Below are 16,998 nucleotides of genomic sequence, written 5' to 3'. Positions count from 1 at the left end.
GAGATGATTCAATGAAATTGGGTTTCCTCCAGTCGATGACCGACACGAGTTCCGCATTGTGGGTTTCCCATACTCTGATGATGCGACTTGCCGACCTTATTTCGGAGGCGGGCTTCGATGAGACAAAGCGCGCCGCCTCGCACAGGGGATTGGATATCGACATCTGGGTAGACAGCTTGCGAGGATCGGTGCTGGCCACACAACAGGGGATTGCCGCCAGCGCCGACGATCCGGACGTCTTCCTGTATGGCAGGGCGTCCAAGCCTTCCGACTGCGACTGGGTGGAATATTACGTGCGCCTGCGCTACGAGGCGATTACCGGTGCATCCAACAAGCTCGACCGTTTTCTCGAGATGATCAGAGCCGCACTTGGTGCTGTTGCCCAAAAATCAAAAGTGAAGATCATTGCGCTGGATCGGTGGGAGGAGATTGCTGCCACCGTGAGGGAAGAGGTGGCCCGTGATACTTCGCTCCATTTCAATCGAAAGGAAAGCGAGGGGACCATCGTCGTGTGATGATACGACCTTGTCCCCCTTCCGATCATCGCCTCATGTCTCACACCACTCCCGTTGCCCTTTATTATTTCCCCCGCGGCACTTTTTTGTGCGATGAAACTCGCGGGCTGCGGCCAAGGCTTCCATTTGAGCCAGATCGAGGGGTTTCACATTCGGTTCCGTCGAATTGCTTTTGAGTTCTTTCCCGTTCCGGATGTGGAGGTGTAGACGGATGCCTTCGTTGAGCACGACATCATGCATTTGCGCTGGTCTCAGCCTTCTCGTCGGTTACCATCCAATTAGATCGGATAGACTTTGTGTCTTGTCACTGCCTGCCTGAGCGGCGGAACTGCGCGATATTCCTCGCGGAAGAAATTTAGTTTCACCGCGGTCGCAAGTTCGGTTTACGGGCTGTCCTTTGCCAGACCTTGCGCTTCGATCTACTCATTCAACACGATATCCAGGACTTCCAGTTCGGACGGGCCAAACGTGGTTCCCGAAAGGCCTTCATTTTCAGCTGGCTCCTGTGAATAGACCGCCGCAATGTGGGGAGCGGCGGTGGCGGATCGAGTGGAGGATGCGCGGCCTCGGGCCGACATGCGAGCGGCAAGGTTGCGGGAGGGAGAGGAGGGAAGGGGAGCTGTGACGGATTGACAGGGTTGGAGAGAGTCTCCGGCCGGTCCGTCATGGAGAAACGACATGGCACAGGCCATCAAAAAATCACCCTCAGCGCAGCGCGCGACATTCCCTTCAACAAGTTGGTGCTCAGCCAGCAGAATGTCCGCAAGATCAAGGCGGCTAGACGACAAACCTTGCGCTGCAGAGGATGAGCGTCCGCTAATTTGTGACCCCTGCAGAAGCACGACCATAGATCATTCGAGATCAAATGTGTGGTATCCTTGAAGCTTCTCAAGCGGCCGTAATCGGCAATCTCTAGCTTGAAGCGATACCACCGGCTCCGCTCCCAGCAGGACGGGTCCTCCTACTGCCACGAGGCGGACGGGGAGATGAGGGTTACCGGGTTTGGCATTGGTGCTGGAGGAAATGCGCCAACACCGGATCGGTCGCCGCCAGGTAGCCGGATTTCTATTCATTGACTGCGTGCAGTGTAGCCACGAGCTCGGCATTTTCGATCAGAATTGAATGATTGAAATTCACGCCAAATTTGAAGTACAAAAGCAGTAGCGGGTGACCTTTGATCTTGGTACAGGAACTTATTGCCGACCCTTCTATCGTGCCGTCCTTCCTTACCTTACGCTGGGCACGGCGGGCGCCGATGACGCCGCCGCAGGGACCGAACCAGCGGTGGAGCCTGGACTTCGTCTCCGACATGCTCGCCGATGGCAGGCGCTCAATCCGACGGGAAGTAGGGCAACTTTACCACGTCCCATTCCGGTACGGCATTCCTAGCCTGCCGGCCATAATCTCCATTCATTGCGTATACAATGGACGGAGACGACAGCTTTCGCGGCCGCCACAGCCTCTGCCTGCGCCTTCGGACGTGAGGAAGAAGACTGCCGCACCCTCTCCGACGCTCGTCCTATGTCAACTCGCCGCCCTCTTCGGCGCCGAGAGCTGTTGATTAATCCGGAGAGCACGTTGTTCATGCGAATGTTGCGCCCTCCAACATGTCGTGCCGAGATTGCTGGCACATGCGGCTCGTGTAAGGTAGCCGACAAATCTGGACCGAGCTATTGGTCAGCAGATAAGAAAGCTACCGGTCGCTCTCGTGATGATGGCTGCTATCAAGCGTTTGCTGCATCCTCCTTCTCGAAAGGCGCTTTCACCAAGCGTGCCGCAAAGCTGGCGCGCAGGTACTCGGCCGCGGATACAGGCTTGCGGCCGAGGAGCGTCTCCAGATCGGCGGTCTGGCCGTCCCACTCGCCAGCCGTGACGCCATGCACCCATGCGAGCACGAAGCCGGCGGCGGGCTCGGGCAGCCCTGCTGCCATGAGTTGGGCGATGTAGTCCTGATCCGAAACGACATTGTAAGGTACCGGCTTGCCGCTGATTTCCGACAGGATCTGCGCGACATCCTCGAAGGACACGGCGGGGTCGCCGTACAACGAATAGGCCTTGTTCTCATGCCCGGATTCGCTCAGGACAACGGCATGCGCTTCGGCAAGATCGTCACGGCACGCATACGCAGCTTTGCCTGCACCGGCCGGCGTATGAACCCCGGTCTCCAGCGCATTGCCACGGACGTAGAATTCGATGTTGTCGAGAAATGGCGGATGACGGACGAACGTGAAAGTCAGGCCAGAGGACTTTAGCCTCTCCTCGACAAAGAGGTCCTCCTCGGTGACCTGCGGCAGGACAAAGGCAGAGCCGGGCTTGCGAATAATCGGCATAAAGACGATGTGCTTGACGCGCGCTTCTCGTGCCGCATTGATCACGTTTTCATGCTGGCTATTCCGATCCGTAAATGCCGTCGCCGACACGAGCATCACCTTCTCGATGCCTTCGAACGCGCGCACCAGTCCGTCGTAATCGAGGTAGTCGCCCTGGCGGATCTCGATCCCCTCGGCGGCAAGGGCCGCCGCCTTGGCCGGGTCGCGTACGAGGCCGACGAGATTGCTGGCGGGCAGGCGCTTCAGAAGATGTTGGAGAGTCAAACGACCAATGTTGCCGGTTGCGCCGGTGACGAGGATATTTGTCATGGTTTCCCTTTCGTTTGATGAGTCGATGCGGCGCCGTTGCGTAGCGAACCGTGTTGATGGCGGACGTAGGATGAAGGATCAGGCGGCAATCACGATCTTTCCGATCGTTCGCCTGCTTTCGAGCAGCTCGTGCGACGTTTTCATATTTGCGGCGGTGAGGCCGTCGAGCCCGGTCGTCACGATCGGTCGCAGTCCACCCGATGCGACGCGATCGGCGATCTCCGCAAGGATTTCGCCCTGGCTGGCCAAATTGAAGCCGCTGATCACCTTCGCGAACACCATTTCGGTGTACAGCGAAATGGATTTCGATATCAGCGGACCGGCGTCGAACGGTGGCGCGAGATCGACGGCCGACAGATGCCCGAAGGGCCGCAACAGCGTGGCGATCCAGCTCAGACTTCCTGCTGTTCCAGCGGTCGAAAATACCATATCGACCTGGTCGATGCCGGCCGTGCCAAGCTGGGCAATCACATCCCAACTGTGATCAACGATCAGGTCAGCCCCTATTGCCTCACACCATTCCTTCGATTCCGGCCGTGAGGCGGTGGCTATCACGAACGCGGCTGTCTTGGCCTTCAGCAACTGGATTGCCATGGAGCCCACACCGCCGGCGCCGCCGACAACGAGCACACAGTCAACGCCTGCCGGCAAAGTGTCGCGATCGCGGAAAATCGCCTCCCATGAGGTCAGGCCACCGATGGGCAGGGACGCGGCGTCAACGAAAGAAAGGTGATTCGGAATTCTGGCGGCGACGCGATGGTCCACCGCAAGGCGCTCGGCCCAGCAGCCGTCTCGGGTGACGTCGCCGGTGCCCATAATGCGGTCGCCAACAGCGAAGCCTCCGGCCTGCGATCCGATCCCAATCACGACGCCGGCAAACTCGTAGCCAAGTACGACGCGCCCGCCTGCTTCGGCGCTGCGCATGCTTCTGATCAAAGCCTCGCCAGGATTGAGGCCGACTGCCCGTATTTCGACCAGCAGGTCAGCATCACGCAGTAGTGGTTCGGCGACGTCCATCTCTTGAATCCTGAAGGCATCAAGAGTGTGCGCTTTCTCGTAAGCCAGCGCCTTCATAACACGAACCGATCCACCAGGGTGAGGTTAAGACCTGCCAAGGGTCCACCGACCTGCTGCAACCTGCCGCCGATTGCGAGTGTGCCGAGATCGACAGTGGCAAAGCCGACCTGTTCGAGCACGTCGCCGAGCGCTTTCTTAGCCCTCGCAACGTCGCCGGAGAGGAACAGCACAGTTTTCGGTCTGGCAGACGATGCGTCATCGATCCATTGCATCGGGATTGTGTTGAACGCCTTGATCACCTTGGCGCCCACCGCCTGATCGGCAACAATCTCGCTCGATGTGGGCCCTGAGAGGTCGCCGAGATCGGAAGGATTGTTGCGGTCGATCCGGTTGGTGGCGTCGATCAGAATCCGACCGGACCAGTCCGGGACCGACGCAAGCGCCTTTGCCACATTGGCCCAGTCGACGCTTAAAACGACAACGTCCTGATCGGCCGCCTGCTGTGGAGTGCCGGCGGAAGCACCCCGACCCAGCTTGCCGGCCACGGTCTCAGGCCCGCGGCTGTTGCTGAGCAAGACCTTATGGCCGAACGGCAGGACACGGCGTGCAATTGTCTGCGCCACCACGCCTGCTCCGATAAATCCGAACCTCATGGCAGGCTCCTGTAAATCTGCATCCTGCAGCGTGGGGGCGATGACCGTCGATTGTTTTGACATCGACATCGTCGTCCAATCCAGTTAGGACGAAGCAGACTTGAGTTCCAGTACCAACTATTTTGTAAGTATCAAAATTGGGAGATCGAAATGACCACTGCGAATTTCCGGTGTGGCCTGGAAGCGGTTCTGGCGATCCTCGGGGGCAAGTGGAAACCGCTTATCATTTATCATCTTGTCAGCGGGTCCAAGCGCACCGGCCAACTCCGCAGGCTCGTTACCAATGTAAGCGAGAAGATGCTGATCCAGCACCTCAAGGAACTGACGGATGATGGCGTCATTCGCCGCATCGATTTCCAGACAGTGCCTCCGCACGTCGAGTACGAACTGACCGACTTTGGTCGAAGTCTGGCCAGCCGTCTCGCGCCGTTATGCGAATGGGGAACCCATCACGGCGAAGAGGTGGCGATGATCGTTCAAAGGCGGGACCACGCAGTCAATGGGCAGTTTTCAGAGCAGCTAAGCGACCAGGTTTAAGCACCAGTTGCCCGTCGTGTACAAGCTCCTCCGCTCCCGGAAATCGTCTTTCACGTCGCATTCACCGCCTGCTCGATAAGGCGACCAATGACTTAAAACGTGATCGTGGCGAAGGAACCTCCGTCAGGGTTATTGCCCACTTCAAATCGCGCATTATGCCCTTCCGCAATGGCCTTAACGACCGTAAGACCAAGCCCCGAACCGCTTATACCCCGACTATTAAGCCTCTCGCTCCTCCAGAACATATCGAAAGAGGAGTGCTGTACATAGTCCGGTAGTCCTGGACCTCTGTCTCGAATTGTCATGAAGGACTGCCCAGCTTCATCCAGACCGGTATGAACCTCGATTGGACCGTAACTACCCGCGTATTTGCGCGCGTTCTCGAACAGAGCGAGGAGGGCCTGGCGGAAACGGTCCGGATCGATCTTCGCTGGTGCGGGTTGGAGGTCAGTTCGGAAATCGACGGCGTCGCCTGCCGAGGTCTGAAACAAATGCACCATCTCAGAAACATGCAAAGCCAAATCGGTTGTCGTGGTTGCAGTGACAAAGTTGGTCGTGCCTGCCAATGAGAGTGTGTTCAACTGGTCTACGAGACGGGATATGCCTTGTGTTTGCATCAGCAGGGCTCGCAATTGTTCCTCGCTGGCAGGAATGACACCGTCGGTCATGCCCTGTAGATTGCCCTGCAACACGGTAAGTGGCGTGCGCAGTTCATGGGCGACCGCTCGCGTATTGAATTTCAAACGCGTCTCCAGGGCCAGCAATTCGCGGGCCAGGCTATTGATCGTTATCGCAAGCGCTTCCACCTCTTTGGTTGCGCCGGGTTCTACAGTGACCTGGAAATCGCCTTGTCGGATCTTCTCCGCGGCCGCAGTCAGTCGGGTTAGTGGCGCGACGATCCTGTAAGCCAAGACAACCCCAATTACGCTTGTGAGAACGATAAGGGCAAAGCCGAAACCCAAAACACCCTCCACAGGCGATGCATCTGTTGCATCTTCTAACTGCGGGTAGAGGGGCGCTAGCGCGGCGAGGGCTTTTGGATCGGGGATTTCGCCCATGTTCAGGCTCTCGAATGCCGATCTTGCATCTTGAGGTAGCTTGTCCAGGGCCGTTATTTCAGCGTGATCGATGTACCAATCAACGGCGACATAAAGCACCGCTATGGTCACGAGTTGAATGACAGACGTTAATGCTGCTGTCATGGTTGAAAGGGCCGGCCTAGCCACCTGTCGACCTCGCGAAACGATATCCTATACCGCGCACTGTCGTTATATACCCCCCTTGGCCACATTCTCCGAGCTTCCGCCGCAGATTGGCAATGTGCGTGTCAATGGTGCGATCCAGGGCGTCGCTTTCGGGCAAACACGCGTCCAGCAAGGATGCTCTTTCAAACGTCTTGAAGGGCGACCTCAATAAACAAACTAAAAGACGAAATTCTGTTGCAGTCAGCGGCAGTTGAACCCGACCTTTTTCCGTTGACGCAAGTGCGATGTGCGAATCCAGTTGGACTTCGATCTCGTCGTGCCGGATAACTTCACTACCGGCAATACCTCTGGTTCGCTTTAGCACGGCCCCCACACGCGCCACGACTTCCTGTGGGTTGAATGGTTTTGTGACGTAGTCATCAGCGCCGAGCTTCAGGCCTAGCAGTTTATCCGTGCTGTCATCCATCGCCGATACGAATATTACCGGCACAGTGGAATTTCCTCGAACCTTCGTCAGAAGATCGAAGCCGTCAATATCGGGCAGGCCGATGTCGAGCAAGATCAGGTCCGGCTGCAATCTCTGTACATGGGTGAGAGCCGTAAGGCCTGTTGATGCTTTGGTCGTCCTATAGCCGGCTCTGACAAGATACTTTTCCAGAAGAGAGGCTATTTCCTCATCGTCCTCGACGACCAGCACGAGAGATGAAATCATAGTCAAACTCATCGATTTTGACATGTCCTTCCCCGGTTCTCCGTCAAATCTTGACATTCGGGCGAGACAACGTGGTCCTCAACGAGGAGCCACCGATGAGCGTAACTGACCTCAACCACGTTCAAAAAGCAATTTCAAAAACCGTGGGGGACAAAACGTGCCATTTGCCTCCACAGGCGCTTATGCTTTTAGGCTTGGTTTCCCTCATCTTTGCAGCGATCCCGGAACTTGACCTAATTGTGAGTCGCTTATTTTGGGAGCCCGTCGCTGGTTTCATATTCAGTGAAAATAGCACCCTCATTGCATTTCGTGACGCTAATAGGTTACTGCCTTGGGTGGTTGCAGGAGTTGCGATAACCCTTCTAATTCCAAATCCCTTCCTAAGGCACCTGAAATTTCCCCCTGCGCCGCACAAGTTGCTATTTGTGCTCACGTTCTTTGCCGCGGGTCCTGGGCTGGGCGTCCACCTGATCAAAATGTTGGTTGGAAGAGCGCGTCCAAGAGCACTTGAAGAATTTGGCGGCAGCGCGCTTTTTACGCCTCCGTGGGAAATCACCGACCAATGCGTAAGGAATTGTTCCTTCATCTCGGGAGAGGCGGCAAGCGCCTTCGCACTGCTCACGCTTGTTGTATTTGTCAGGCCCAAATACTCGAAACCCTACCTGGCGGTGGTTGGCATTGTGACGGCAGCCTTTTCATTGAACAGAGTAGTGTTGGGAGCCCACTTTTTGTCAGATGTAGTTATCGCTTGGAATGTGATGTTTGCTTTGGCAGTGGTACTCTGGCGATGGTTCTCGAGAATCGCTCCGCAGATCGATGCGATATTCGCCAGTGAGTCCCGCCTGACCTAACAATCAAGTTTGAGCTTCCCCTTGGAGAGGGCGCGCGGAGCCTTCGGTTCTGGTCGTCAATACAGCACCTGTTCGATTTAACGCAGCCCTCGGATGGCTCTGTTGCTTTCAAGAGGCTAGCGGCGACGAGAGCGGGCAAACAAGTCCTCGTAACTCAGCTTTAGCGTTCGTCGTGCCGTTGCCCCCGGGATGCCCTCGGTTTGAACTGTACACCGTCGAAAGGAGACGGAGATGAAGAGAAGCCGGTTCACGGAAGAGCAGATCATTGGCGTGCTGAAGGAGCATCAGGCGGGAACCCGACGGCAGAGTTGTGCTGCAAGCACGGGATCTCGGAGGCAACGTTCTACAGCTGGCGTAACCGCTATGGCGGCATGGAAGTGTCGGACGCTCGGCGGCTTAAGAGCCTCGAGGACGAGAACCGCAGGCTGAAGAAGCTGCTGGCGGAATCGATGCTGGACGTCGCGACGCTGAAAGAAGCGCTGGGAAAGTTCTGACACCCAGGACAAGGAAGCGCTTCGTGGCTTGGGCGATCGAAGAGAAGTGCTATTTGCAGCGGCGTGCCTGCGGTCTGGTCGGGCTCGACCCGAAGACCTACCGCTATGCGTCGCGGCGACCGGACGATGCCGCCGTGCGGACGCGGATGAAGGGGCTGGCGCTTGAGCGGCGGCGGTTCGGCTATCGGCGGCTGCACATCCTGCTGCGGCGGGAAGGCATCGAGCTGAATCACAAGAAGCTGTTCCGGCTCTACCGGGAAGCGCGGCTGATGGTGAAGAAGCGCGGTGGTCGCAAGCGGGCGCAGGGCACGGCGGGCGCCGATGACGCTGCCGCAGGGACCGAACCAGCGGTGGAGCCTGGACTTCGTCTCCGACATGCTCGCCGATGGCAGGCGCTTCCGCGTCGTGGTGGTGGTCGACGACTTCACCCGCGAGTGCCTGGCGCTTTTGGTCGACACGTCACTGTCGGGCATGCGGGTGGCGCGGGAACTGGACGCCATCGTCGAGGCGCGCGACCGACCGCTGATGATCGTCTCCGACAACGGCACCGAGCTGACATCGCGGGCGATCCTGCAGTGGCAGGAGGACAATCGCGTCGAGTGGCACTACATCGCGCCCGGCAAGCCCACTCAGAACGGCTTCGTCGAGAGCCTGAACGGCCGCTTACGCGACGAATGCCTCAACGCGCACCTGTTCCGTGGCATGGCAGCGGCACGCCGCATCATCGAAGAATGGAGGATCGACTACAACGAGCATCGGCCGCACACCAGCCTGCGCGGCCTCACCCCGAACGAGTTGCAACCCAGTCCAGAACGGACCACAAGGAGAACAGGGTCCAGTTATGAAGGACGGCTGATCGGGGGCAACGTCAATCGAAGCCGTCAATATCCGGCAGGCCGATGTCGAGCAAGATCAGGTCCGGCTGCAATCTCTGTACATGGGTGAGAGCCGTAAGGCCTGTTGATGCTTTGGTCGTCCTATAGCCGGCTCTGACAAGATACTTTTCCAGAAGAGAGGCTATTTCCTCATCGTCCTCGACGACCAGCACGAGAGATGAAATCATAGTCAAACTCATCGATTTTGACATGTCCTTCCCCGGTTCTCCGTCAAATCTTGACATTCGGGCGAGACAACGTGGTCCTCAACGAGGAGCCACCGATGAGCGTAACTGACCTCAACCACGTTCAAAAAGCAATTTCAACGGCGCAGCCCTCAGATGGCTCTGTCGCTTTGAAGAGGCTAGCGGCAACGAGGGCGGGCAAAAAGAAGCCTCCCACATCAGCTTTAGCGTTCGATGTGTATTCCTGCGTAGGTTGAATAAGCCATGATCACACCCGCTCTAGTTCAAACTCGTACCGATACCGAAATTCGGGATCGCGCCTCTGCCGTGCTCGTAAAAATGGGCCTGATTGTGTCGGATACGGTTCGTATTTGGTCTACCCGGCCGGCCATCGAAGGTGCGCTGCCGCAGCTAGCCGAGAATGCTTGCACAGCACGTTGTCTAAAGAAGAATGCCTGAAATGATGCAGGATACACGTTTACAGGAACCGCTGGTCCAACTGTCATTTGAGTCCGAGCACCGTTCGCCTGAACTTTCCGTCATTGTACCGACGTTGAACGAAGCACCAAATGTCGAATTGGTCGTCGGCGCTCTTGTCGCGTCGCTACGCGGCATCGACTGGGAAGTCATATTCGTAGATGACGATAGTAACGATGGCACCACAAATGTCGTACGGCTCATAGCTCGCCGTGACGGGCGTGTGCGCTGCATCCGCCGGATTGGCAGGCGCGGTCTTGCCGGGGCAACGATGGAGGGCATGCTCTCGTCATCGGCGCCGGTCATCGCCATCATGGATGGAGACATGCAGCATGACGTGTCGCTGCTGCCGGAGATGCTGCGCCGTGTCCGGGCAGGCGACGATCTCGTGATAGGGAGCCGTTTCTATCATACCGGCAGTGCTGCCGACGGCCTATCTCGCACGCGTCTCGGCGGCAGCCGGGTCGCAACACGGCTTGCCCGAACGTTTCTGCACATCGATGTCAGCGATCCCATGAGCGGGTTCTTCGCCATACGCCGTCCGGCCTTCGAAGCTCTCGCGCCGCGTCTTTCAACCAAGGGCTTCAAGATCCTCATGGATATCCTCGCTTCGACACCACAGCCGCTGAGGACGAGCGAAATGCCTTTGCGTTTTCGCGCACGCCAGCACGGGGTCTCCAAGCTAGACAATCTCGTGGCGGCGGAATATCTCAGCCTCCTGCTGGCCAAATTGACGGGCGACGTGCTTTCGCTCCGCTTCGTGATGTTCGCCCTGATCGGCGGATTTGGTGTTGTCGTCCATCTCGCAACGCTCAAGATGGCATTGGCATTTGGCTTGACGTTCTCGCTGGCACAGATGACGGCGGCCTACGTGGCGATGACCGGCAACTTCTTTCTCAACAACATTCTGACGTATCGCGACCGCAGGCTTAGAGGCTGGCGGCTGATAACCGGATTGGCCTCGTTCTGGATTGTCTGCAGCATGGGCGTCGTAGCCAATGTGGGTGCTGCACAACTCGTCCACGAACAGGCTTCGAAGTGGTGGCTGGCGGGGCTAGCAGGTGCGGCTCTGGGCGCCGTCTTCAATTATGTTGCAACGTCGATGTTCACATGGCGCGCTCGTTAGCGCTGGATCACCGATCACGACACGCTCGATCTCGCACGACTTGATCTCATTGCTCACCGTCCGGTTCTTCAAGAAGTTTCACGCAGATAACGACCATGGAGTTGCAGTCCGATGACAGCGAATGCATCACATCTTCCTGCAGCCCCTCGAAGACAGTTGTCCGGCTCGAAGTTGCAACGAACAGATTACAGCGCTGCCGCATTGGTTATAATGATCGGAACACTTATCCGTTCTGGTCTGGCAGCGCTGCTCGATCCCGGCATCGACGAGGCCTATGCTGTGGCGGTGGCCACGCAATGGCAGCTTTCATGGTTCGACCATCCGCCAATGGTCTTCTGGTGGGTGAAGGCGATGCGGGAGATCGCCGACCCAGTTTTCGGCGGAGACGTGCCGGTGCTGGTACTGCGGCTGCCCTTCGTGTTCGCGTTCACGATAACCAGCGTGGTGATGTTCGATCTCACCCAGCGCCGGTGGGGACTAAGAGCGGGACTGTGGATGGTGCTCGCGCTGAGCCTGGCGCCGTTCTTCATGGTCTCCGCCGGGTCCTGGCTGGTGCCGGACGGCCCCCTGGTTCTGTTTCTGTCCCTGACGGCCTGGCTGCTCGACAGGATCCTGTTTTTCGAACGCGCTCCGGCGAGCGAACGCCGCCTCTGGCTTGCCGCCGGACTGACGCTCGGGCTTGCCGGGCTTTCGAAATACCACGCTGCGCTATTCGCTGTCGGCGCGGCGTTCTTTATTCTCGCGACGCCGCACCGCCGTCGCCTCATGACGCCTGCGCCTTGGCTGGCGGCTGCAATCGCCGGGCTTGTGGCATCGCCGGTGCTCATCTGGAACGGGCAGCATGATTGGGTCTCATTTCTTTTCCAGTCATCGCGCGGTGTCGGCTCGGGCGGTCCGAACTGGTCCGGGCTCGCTCGTTCGGTGTTCGGGCAGGCTGCCTATCTCGGTCCATGGACGTTGATCGCTGCGCTCGCAGCAACGATCTCACTGCTTGGGGTGCGCGGTACCCGCGCCGGTCCGGTCGCATTCCTGGCAGCGCTTGGCCTGCCGTCGATCATCCTCTTCACCGCGGTGCCGCTCTGGGGTGGCGATGCCCTGCCGCACTGGCAGATGCCGGGGTGGCTGTTCTTGCTGCCGATACTCGGCCACGCCATTGCCTCACGGGAGGCTCGTCGTCACCAACCTCATCGCGCGGCCAAAGGTTTCGCTGTCGCAGCGGCCGCAGTTCTTGCGTTCGCACTCTGCGCGGTAACGTTGATCCGATACACACCACCGTCATCCCTCGTCGCCCGCCTGGGTCTCAAGACGCTTCTGGTGGAATCATTCACATGGCGCGGGCTTGCCGACAAGTTGGCTGAGCGCGGTCTGTTGCCTCCGCCTGTGACCACGACGCAAGGCCGTCCTTTGATCGTCGCCTTCAACTGGAGGGAAGCTTCACGTCTCGCTGAGGCGCTTGGCCCCCGGGTACCAGTTCTAGTTTTTAGCGACGACCCTCGCGGTTTCGCCTTCCTTGCAGATTCGGCCGCCTGGATCGGCAGCGATGTGTTGTTCATCGGCAGCCCGAATGCCTTTGCTCGTGGCCTGAGATCGGCCCTTCCGTATTTCAGCCGTATTGATCTTCAGGCCCCCGTTGGAGTCGTGATCGGCAATCAAATCTTGTTCGAAGCGGAAGTCGCAATCGGACGCAATCTCATATCTCACTTACCGCTACCGCACCCGCGACGCTAGCGGTAACCCCTTGGCCTCGGCGGTCTGGCTGTTCATTGACCGGTGCGGCCTCAGCTTCGAGGCTGACGCCAAGCCATTCTCCCTTAAGGTAATTCTTCGATGCGGCTTTCCGTCTCCACCATATCACTTTCGTTTCTTGCCGTTCACATTGCCATAGCCGCATCGGTACCGCTCTTCGATGATGAGGCCTATTATGCGCTGTGGGCCCGCGATCTGGCGCTTGGCTATTACGATCATCCGCCCGTGATCGCCTACATGATCCGCATGGGAACCGGCCCCTTCGGTGAAACCCCGCTCGGCATCCGCCTGTTTCCGGTGATTGGTTTCGTTGCCTCGGGATACCTCGTGGGCGATATCGCGCGACGCATGTCCTGTGGCTCTGTGGGTCTGCCAGTGCTCGCGACAACGCTCTATAACCTTAGCCTGCTTGTCTTCGCTCTAGGAAGTTTTGCCACCCCCGACGCGCCCTCCGCCTTGTTCTGGGTTGCCACACTTTGGGCCGCAATCCGCGCGGTCAACACACCTCCGGATACACGTTCGGCGATGCTATGGTGGATCTGCACAGGTATACTCATCGGGCTCGGCTGCTTGTCGAAATTCACCAATGCCTTTCTGGCCCTCGGATTGCTGGCCTACCTGTTTGCTACGCGAAAAGGCCGCGGGTACCTGCTCACACGTCTGCCCTATATGACTGTGGTCGCGGCGCTTCTGCCGCTTCTGCCCTATCTTTTCTGGAATCTGCAACACGATTGGCTCGGCTTGGAACGCCAAAGCGCGCGGCTCGTCGCTTCAGGCTATTCGATTCGTCATATAGGGGAATATGCTGCGCTGCTGCTCCTGGCACCGACACCATTGGTCACCTGGTCTGCCTTCCAGGCTCTCAAAGCCCCGCCAAAGGAAAGCGCGCTGTTGATCTGGAGCTCCGCTCCGCTCGTGTTCTACTTCGCCTATCACGCCACCCATGCGTCAGTTCAAGCCAATTGGATTGTGCCGCTACAGGCGCTCTTCGTCATTCATGCGGCATTCGGCCTGGCTCAAGCGCAGTCGCCGCGGCCTTGGATCAAGGCCACCTTCGCGACAGCATTGTTACTGAGCGTCGGTTCAGTCGCGACCGCCTTCAATCCGGTCACCCCAATCGGTGCGGCGGACAATCCGCCAAATCAAACACGTGGTTGGTCTGCAACTCAAGACGCCATCGCTGAACTGCTGAAGGAAACGGGCGCAAGATGGATCGCTACGACGGATTATGCACGAACCGGATCGCTCGCGCTTCGTTTTCCTCACGTTCCCGTCTGGTCCGTCGCTGAACTGCAGCGCTACGGCTTCCGTGGCAACTTTCCTACCGAACTGTGCACCGCCCCCGGCCTGTTGGTCGAGCGCGTAAGCTGGTCGGAAACGAAGTCTCAAAACGCCCCACGTCTCTTCGGGACGGTCGGCGCCACGTATCCAGCCATCAGAACGCAGGGCGACGCTACACTGATGCGGTATCATCTGACACCCGTATGCGAGGTCATATTACCAGATTTGTGCCCAAACCTACGTAGATGCAGGCTGCGCCACCACCATGACCGGCCAGCGTAGAAAGCCTGCATTGAGCGTCATTATTTGGCGCGTGGAGGTGGATGCCGATTGAGACGGTGGTGCGAGTCTCCGTGCGCGTTGTCCGCTTGGACGCTCATGCACCTGCCATCCACACGGTCCGAAACAAATCTTGGTATTCGGTCAGAGGCCTGGCGGTCCTATCGCGCCGCGAGGACGACGAAAGAATTGGAGATAGCGAGTTTGGCAAGTAACGGTGCGAAGACAACTTTAGGAAAGCCCAGGATCCTGATCGTGGAGGATGACCGGCAAATCGCTGAAATGCTGCGCGAACTTATCGCGAGGATCAAAGGCCTTCTGCGCCGCTCGACCCATTCATCGCTAAGAGAGCCGCGACCGGCGCCACGGCTCTTGCGCTTCGACGGCTGGCAGGTCGATCCAGCAAGGCGGCAAGTTCATGATCCAAACCAAGCCAGAGTTGCTGTGACCACCCACGAATTCGACCTCCTCCTAGCCTTTTGCCGCAATTTCCATCGAGTCCTCCCCCGCGAGCAACTCCTCGCAGTGACCCACGCCGGAGCCGCCGGTCCTGTCGAACGAAGCATCGATGTCCACATCAGCCGGCTGCGGCAGAAGATCGAGAAAGATCCGCGCGATCCGGTGCTGATCAAAACCGTTCGCCTCGGCGGATACACGTTCACCGCCCAAGTAGAAGAAGTCGATGCTTAAACGTCTTCACCGCATCAGCATGACGATAAGGGGGCAAATCGCAATCATCATGATGATTGCACTGGTGACCATCAGTATTATGGGCGACGCGTTGGAACGATGGGTAACCAACGATTTGGCTGTGACGAATCTTGAGAACGTTGCCCGTGAACTCCATACGGTTGCCAACCTTCTTGATCACGCCTCAGCGCAGGACCGAAGCGTAATAATTGCCTCGGCTCGCCGGGCCGGATGGGACATTCAACTGATGCCTGTGACGACGATTGCCCGCTTCAAAAATAATCCCAGTGATTTTCTCGAGGGCGCGACCGACTGGCTGTTCCCTTTTGAAGGTCCGCCGCCGCTCGGCGGCTGGCGGACCTTTCTCGACAATCACCGCGTCCTTGCCGTCCGTGTCGACGACGACACCATCGTCATGGCATCTGGCTTTTCCGAAACGTTTCTGACCAGCGCAATTCAGGGCAATCGGCCATACTATTTGGTCGGTTTCGTCGTGTTGGCTCTGCTGCTTTTCGCTTTCGCAATCCGTGCGATTACGGAACCGATCCAGCGAATTGCGCATGCAGCGGCGGTTTCGGACATCACCATCGGTTCTCCCGTATTTGAGGAGAAGGGCACCATCGAAATCGTGGCGCTGGCACGCGCATTGAACGGTATGCGACGGCGTATTCGTCTGATGCTCGAGAGCCGCACTCGCATGCTGCGGGGGCTCGGTCACGATCTGCGCACACCACTGACGCGCCTGAAGGTGCGCATTGAGCGCATGGACGACAGCAGCACAAAGGACGCACTCCTGTCCGATATCGAGCGTATTGAAACACTACTTGTCGCGAGCCTTAACTTTTTGAGGAATGACTGCGCAAGCGAAGCCACCGAACTTGTCGATGTCGCCAGCATACTGCAAACTATTTGTAGTGAGTTTGCCGACGTCGGTCACGATGTGAGTTATGCGGGTCCGAATAGGCTGATTGCCACGTGTCGTCCTCTATCCATCTCTCGCGCAGTAACCAATCTTTGCGACAATGCGGTGAAATTCGCCCAGGAGGTTAAAGTAACGCTGTCTCGGCAACCTGGCTTTCTCGTCATCGTGGTCGAAGACGATGGACCGGGTATTCCTCGCGAACTGCAAGAGCGCGTGCTTGAACCGTTCTTTAAAGTCGATCAGTCGCGATCGCAGCCGGGCTTCGGGCTTGGATTATCGATGGTTGCCGATATCGTTCAATCTCATCATGGCGAGATTACGCTAGAAGAGCGGAAGCCGTCTGGTTTGCGCGTCGTACTTAGCCTGCCACAAAGCTAGCAGGTCGGCTTCCTGCTTTCTAATTCCCGGCGACACGCGACTAATTACCAATAGTTATAGTTTAGACAGGGTCCGATAATGCCATGCAACATATCGGCTGATCAGACCGCTGCCCCACTCAGAGAGAGTTGCTATACGGCCGTCCCTTCCCCCTCGGCGAACCCGCTCGAACCCGCATTGTAGGGTCAGCGCCAAAATCTTTCTCAGCCGCTTGGAAGACATGTGCTCGATGCTCTGAACCCTTCAAACTGGACCAGTTTGGGCTCGAGTTTTCCGGTTGCATTTTCCTGGCCGGGAAAGGAACGGAAGACGATGAAGGCATCGCAGTTTTCGGACGCACAGAAGGCGTTCATTCTGAAGCAGGATGATGAAGGTGTGCCTGTGGCGGAGATCTGCCGCAAGGCGGGAATTAGCCA

Annotated in this window: 14 protein-coding genes and 3 pseudogenes; 11 read left to right on the top strand and 6 right to left on the bottom strand. The window is 57.8% G+C overall.

The features are described 5' to 3' along the window. Positions 1-11 precede the first annotated feature (11 nt). Positions 12-515, top strand: coding sequence for a hypothetical protein (locus tag ACMGE0_RS28615; RefSeq protein ID WP_436819280.1), 504 nt, complete (start codon positions 12-14; stop codon positions 513-515). Positions 516-2,239: 1,724 nt separating this feature from the next. On the opposite strand, the gene ACMGE0_RS28610 is transcribed toward ACMGE0_RS28615, so the two are convergent. The 3 genes from ACMGE0_RS28610 to ACMGE0_RS28600 form a co-directional block, all read right to left on the bottom strand. Next, on the bottom strand, positions 2,240-3,154 hold the full coding sequence (locus ACMGE0_RS28610; protein ID WP_436819279.1) for an SDR family oxidoreductase: 915 nt from the start codon (positions 3,152-3,154) through the stop codon (positions 2,240-2,242). Positions 3,155-3,232: 78 nt separating this feature from the next. After that, positions 3,233-4,228 carry a zinc-binding dehydrogenase gene (locus ACMGE0_RS28605; protein WP_436819278.1) on the bottom strand — a complete coding sequence of 332 codons (996 nt, stop codon included), beginning with the start codon at positions 4,226-4,228 and terminating at the stop codon, positions 3,233-3,235. Further along, positions 4,225-4,893, bottom strand: coding sequence for an NADPH-dependent F420 reductase (locus tag ACMGE0_RS28600; RefSeq protein ID WP_436819277.1), 669 nt, complete (start codon positions 4,891-4,893; stop codon positions 4,225-4,227). Before ACMGE0_RS28600 ends, ACMGE0_RS28605 begins: the two co-directional genes overlap by 4 nt. Positions 4,894-4,974: 81 nt before the next feature. Between ACMGE0_RS28600 and ACMGE0_RS28595 the strand changes: the two genes are divergently transcribed. Next, the gene (locus ACMGE0_RS28595; RefSeq protein WP_436819276.1) at positions 4,975-5,361 is read left to right on the top strand and encodes a winged helix-turn-helix transcriptional regulator; all 387 of its coding nucleotides are present in this window, start codon (positions 4,975-4,977) and stop codon (positions 5,359-5,361) included. A 92-nt stretch (positions 5,362-5,453) separates the two neighbouring features. Here the strand turns inward: ACMGE0_RS28595 and ACMGE0_RS28590 are convergent, their stop codons facing one another. Together ACMGE0_RS28590 and ACMGE0_RS28585 are read right to left on the bottom strand one after the other, a co-directional pair. Then, positions 5,454-6,563, bottom strand: coding sequence for an ATP-binding protein (locus ACMGE0_RS28590; RefSeq protein WP_436819275.1), 1,110 nt, complete (start codon positions 6,561-6,563; stop codon positions 5,454-5,456). A 16-nt stretch (positions 6,564-6,579) separates the two neighbouring features. Next, a complete protein-coding gene (locus ACMGE0_RS28585; protein WP_436819274.1) occupies positions 6,580-7,302 on the bottom strand; it encodes a response regulator in 723 nt (240 codons plus the stop codon). A gap of 71 nt (positions 7,303-7,373) precedes the next feature. Between ACMGE0_RS28585 and ACMGE0_RS28580 the strand changes: the two genes are divergently transcribed. Beyond that, positions 7,374-8,129, top strand: a complete 756-nt coding sequence (locus ACMGE0_RS28580) for a phosphatase PAP2 family protein (protein ID WP_436819273.1) — start codon at positions 7,374-7,376, stop codon at positions 8,127-8,129. 231 nt (positions 8,130-8,360) lie between these two features. Further along, positions 8,361-9,468, top strand: a pseudogene (locus ACMGE0_RS28575) (IS3 family transposase). Positions 9,469-9,491: 23 nt separating this feature from the next. On the opposite strand, the gene ACMGE0_RS28570 reads toward ACMGE0_RS28575, so the two are convergent. Then, complete coding sequence (locus tag ACMGE0_RS28570; RefSeq protein ID WP_436819343.1) at positions 9,492-9,686, bottom strand: response regulator; 195 nt, start codon at positions 9,684-9,686, stop codon at positions 9,492-9,494. Positions 9,687-9,947: 261 nt separating this feature from the next. On the opposite strand from ACMGE0_RS28570, the pseudogene ACMGE0_RS28565 reads away from it, so the two are divergent. The 7 genes and pseudogenes from ACMGE0_RS28565 to ACMGE0_RS28535 all read left to right on the top strand — a co-directional run. Next, a pseudogene (locus ACMGE0_RS28565) lies at positions 9,948-10,091 on the top strand (type II toxin-antitoxin system RelB/DinJ family antitoxin); the annotation flags it as partial. Between the two features lie 55 nt (positions 10,092-10,146). Further along, positions 10,147-11,286 (top strand): glycosyltransferase family 2 protein, encoded by a 1,140-nt coding sequence (locus tag ACMGE0_RS28560; protein ID WP_436819342.1) that lies wholly within the window; start codon positions 10,147-10,149, stop codon positions 11,284-11,286. A gap of 111 nt (positions 11,287-11,397) precedes the next feature. Further along, positions 11,398-13,014 carry a glycosyltransferase family 39 protein gene (locus ACMGE0_RS28555; RefSeq protein WP_436819272.1) on the top strand — a complete coding sequence of 539 codons (1,617 nt, stop codon included), beginning with the start codon at positions 11,398-11,400 and terminating at the stop codon, positions 13,012-13,014. A 99-nt stretch (positions 13,015-13,113) separates the two neighbouring features. Continuing rightward, complete coding sequence (locus tag ACMGE0_RS28550; protein WP_436819271.1) at positions 13,114-14,595, top strand: ArnT family glycosyltransferase; 1,482 nt, start codon at positions 13,114-13,116, stop codon at positions 14,593-14,595. Between the two features lie 282 nt (positions 14,596-14,877). Beyond that, positions 14,878-15,282 (top strand): annotated as a pseudogene (locus tag ACMGE0_RS28545) (winged helix-turn-helix domain-containing protein); the annotation flags it as partial. After that, the gene (locus ACMGE0_RS28540; protein WP_436819270.1) at positions 15,275-16,582 is read left to right on the top strand and encodes an ATP-binding protein; all 1,308 of its coding nucleotides are present in this window, start codon (positions 15,275-15,277) and stop codon (positions 16,580-16,582) included. The pseudogene ACMGE0_RS28545 and the gene ACMGE0_RS28540, both read left to right, overlap by 8 nt. Positions 16,583-16,840: 258 nt before the next feature. Continuing rightward, positions 16,841-16,998, top strand: a 158-nt coding sequence (locus ACMGE0_RS28535; protein ID WP_436819341.1) for a transposase, incomplete at its 3' end; no start/stop codon positions are given.

The sequence above is a fragment of the Neorhizobium descurainiae genome (genome assembly GCF_051400715.1).
Lineage (GTDB): Bacteria > Pseudomonadota > Alphaproteobacteria > Rhizobiales > Rhizobiaceae > Neorhizobium.
Note: the sequence above shows the minus strand (reverse complement) of the source record. Positions and strands in the feature narration are given on the sequence as shown.

Coding starts and splice junctions, on each gene's coding strand:
- ACMGE0_RS28615 (WP_436819280.1), top strand. CDS start 12: ATGAAATTGGGTTTCCTCCAGTCGATGACCGACACGAGTTCCGCATTG.
- ACMGE0_RS28610 (WP_436819279.1), bottom strand. CDS start 3,154: ATGACAAATATCCTCGTCACCGGCGCAACCGGCAACATTGGTCGTTTG.
- ACMGE0_RS28605 (WP_436819278.1), bottom strand. CDS start 4,228: ATGAAGGCGCTGGCTTACGAGAAAGCGCACACTCTTGATGCCTTCAGG.
- ACMGE0_RS28600 (WP_436819277.1), bottom strand. CDS start 4,893: ATGTCGATGTCAAAACAATCGACGGTCATCGCCCCCACGCTGCAGGAT.
- ACMGE0_RS28595 (WP_436819276.1), top strand. CDS start 4,975: ATGACCACTGCGAATTTCCGGTGTGGCCTGGAAGCGGTTCTGGCGATC.
- ACMGE0_RS28590 (WP_436819275.1), bottom strand. CDS start 6,563: ATGACAGCAGCATTAACGTCTGTCATTCAACTCGTGACCATAGCGGTG.
- ACMGE0_RS28585 (WP_436819274.1), bottom strand. CDS start 7,302: ATGTCAAAATCGATGAGTTTGACTATGATTTCATCTCTCGTGCTGGTC.
- ACMGE0_RS28580 (WP_436819273.1), top strand. CDS start 7,374: ATGAGCGTAACTGACCTCAACCACGTTCAAAAAGCAATTTCAAAAACC.
- ACMGE0_RS28570 (WP_436819343.1), bottom strand. CDS start 9,686: ATGATTTCATCTCTCGTGCTGGTCGTCGAGGACGATGAGGAAATAGCC.
- ACMGE0_RS28560 (WP_436819342.1), top strand. CDS start 10,147: ATGCAGGATACACGTTTACAGGAACCGCTGGTCCAACTGTCATTTGAG.
- ACMGE0_RS28555 (WP_436819272.1), top strand. CDS start 11,398: ATGACAGCGAATGCATCACATCTTCCTGCAGCCCCTCGAAGACAGTTG.
- ACMGE0_RS28550 (WP_436819271.1), top strand. CDS start 13,114: ATGCGGCTTTCCGTCTCCACCATATCACTTTCGTTTCTTGCCGTTCAC.
- ACMGE0_RS28540 (WP_436819270.1), top strand. CDS start 15,275: ATGCTTAAACGTCTTCACCGCATCAGCATGACGATAAGGGGGCAAATC.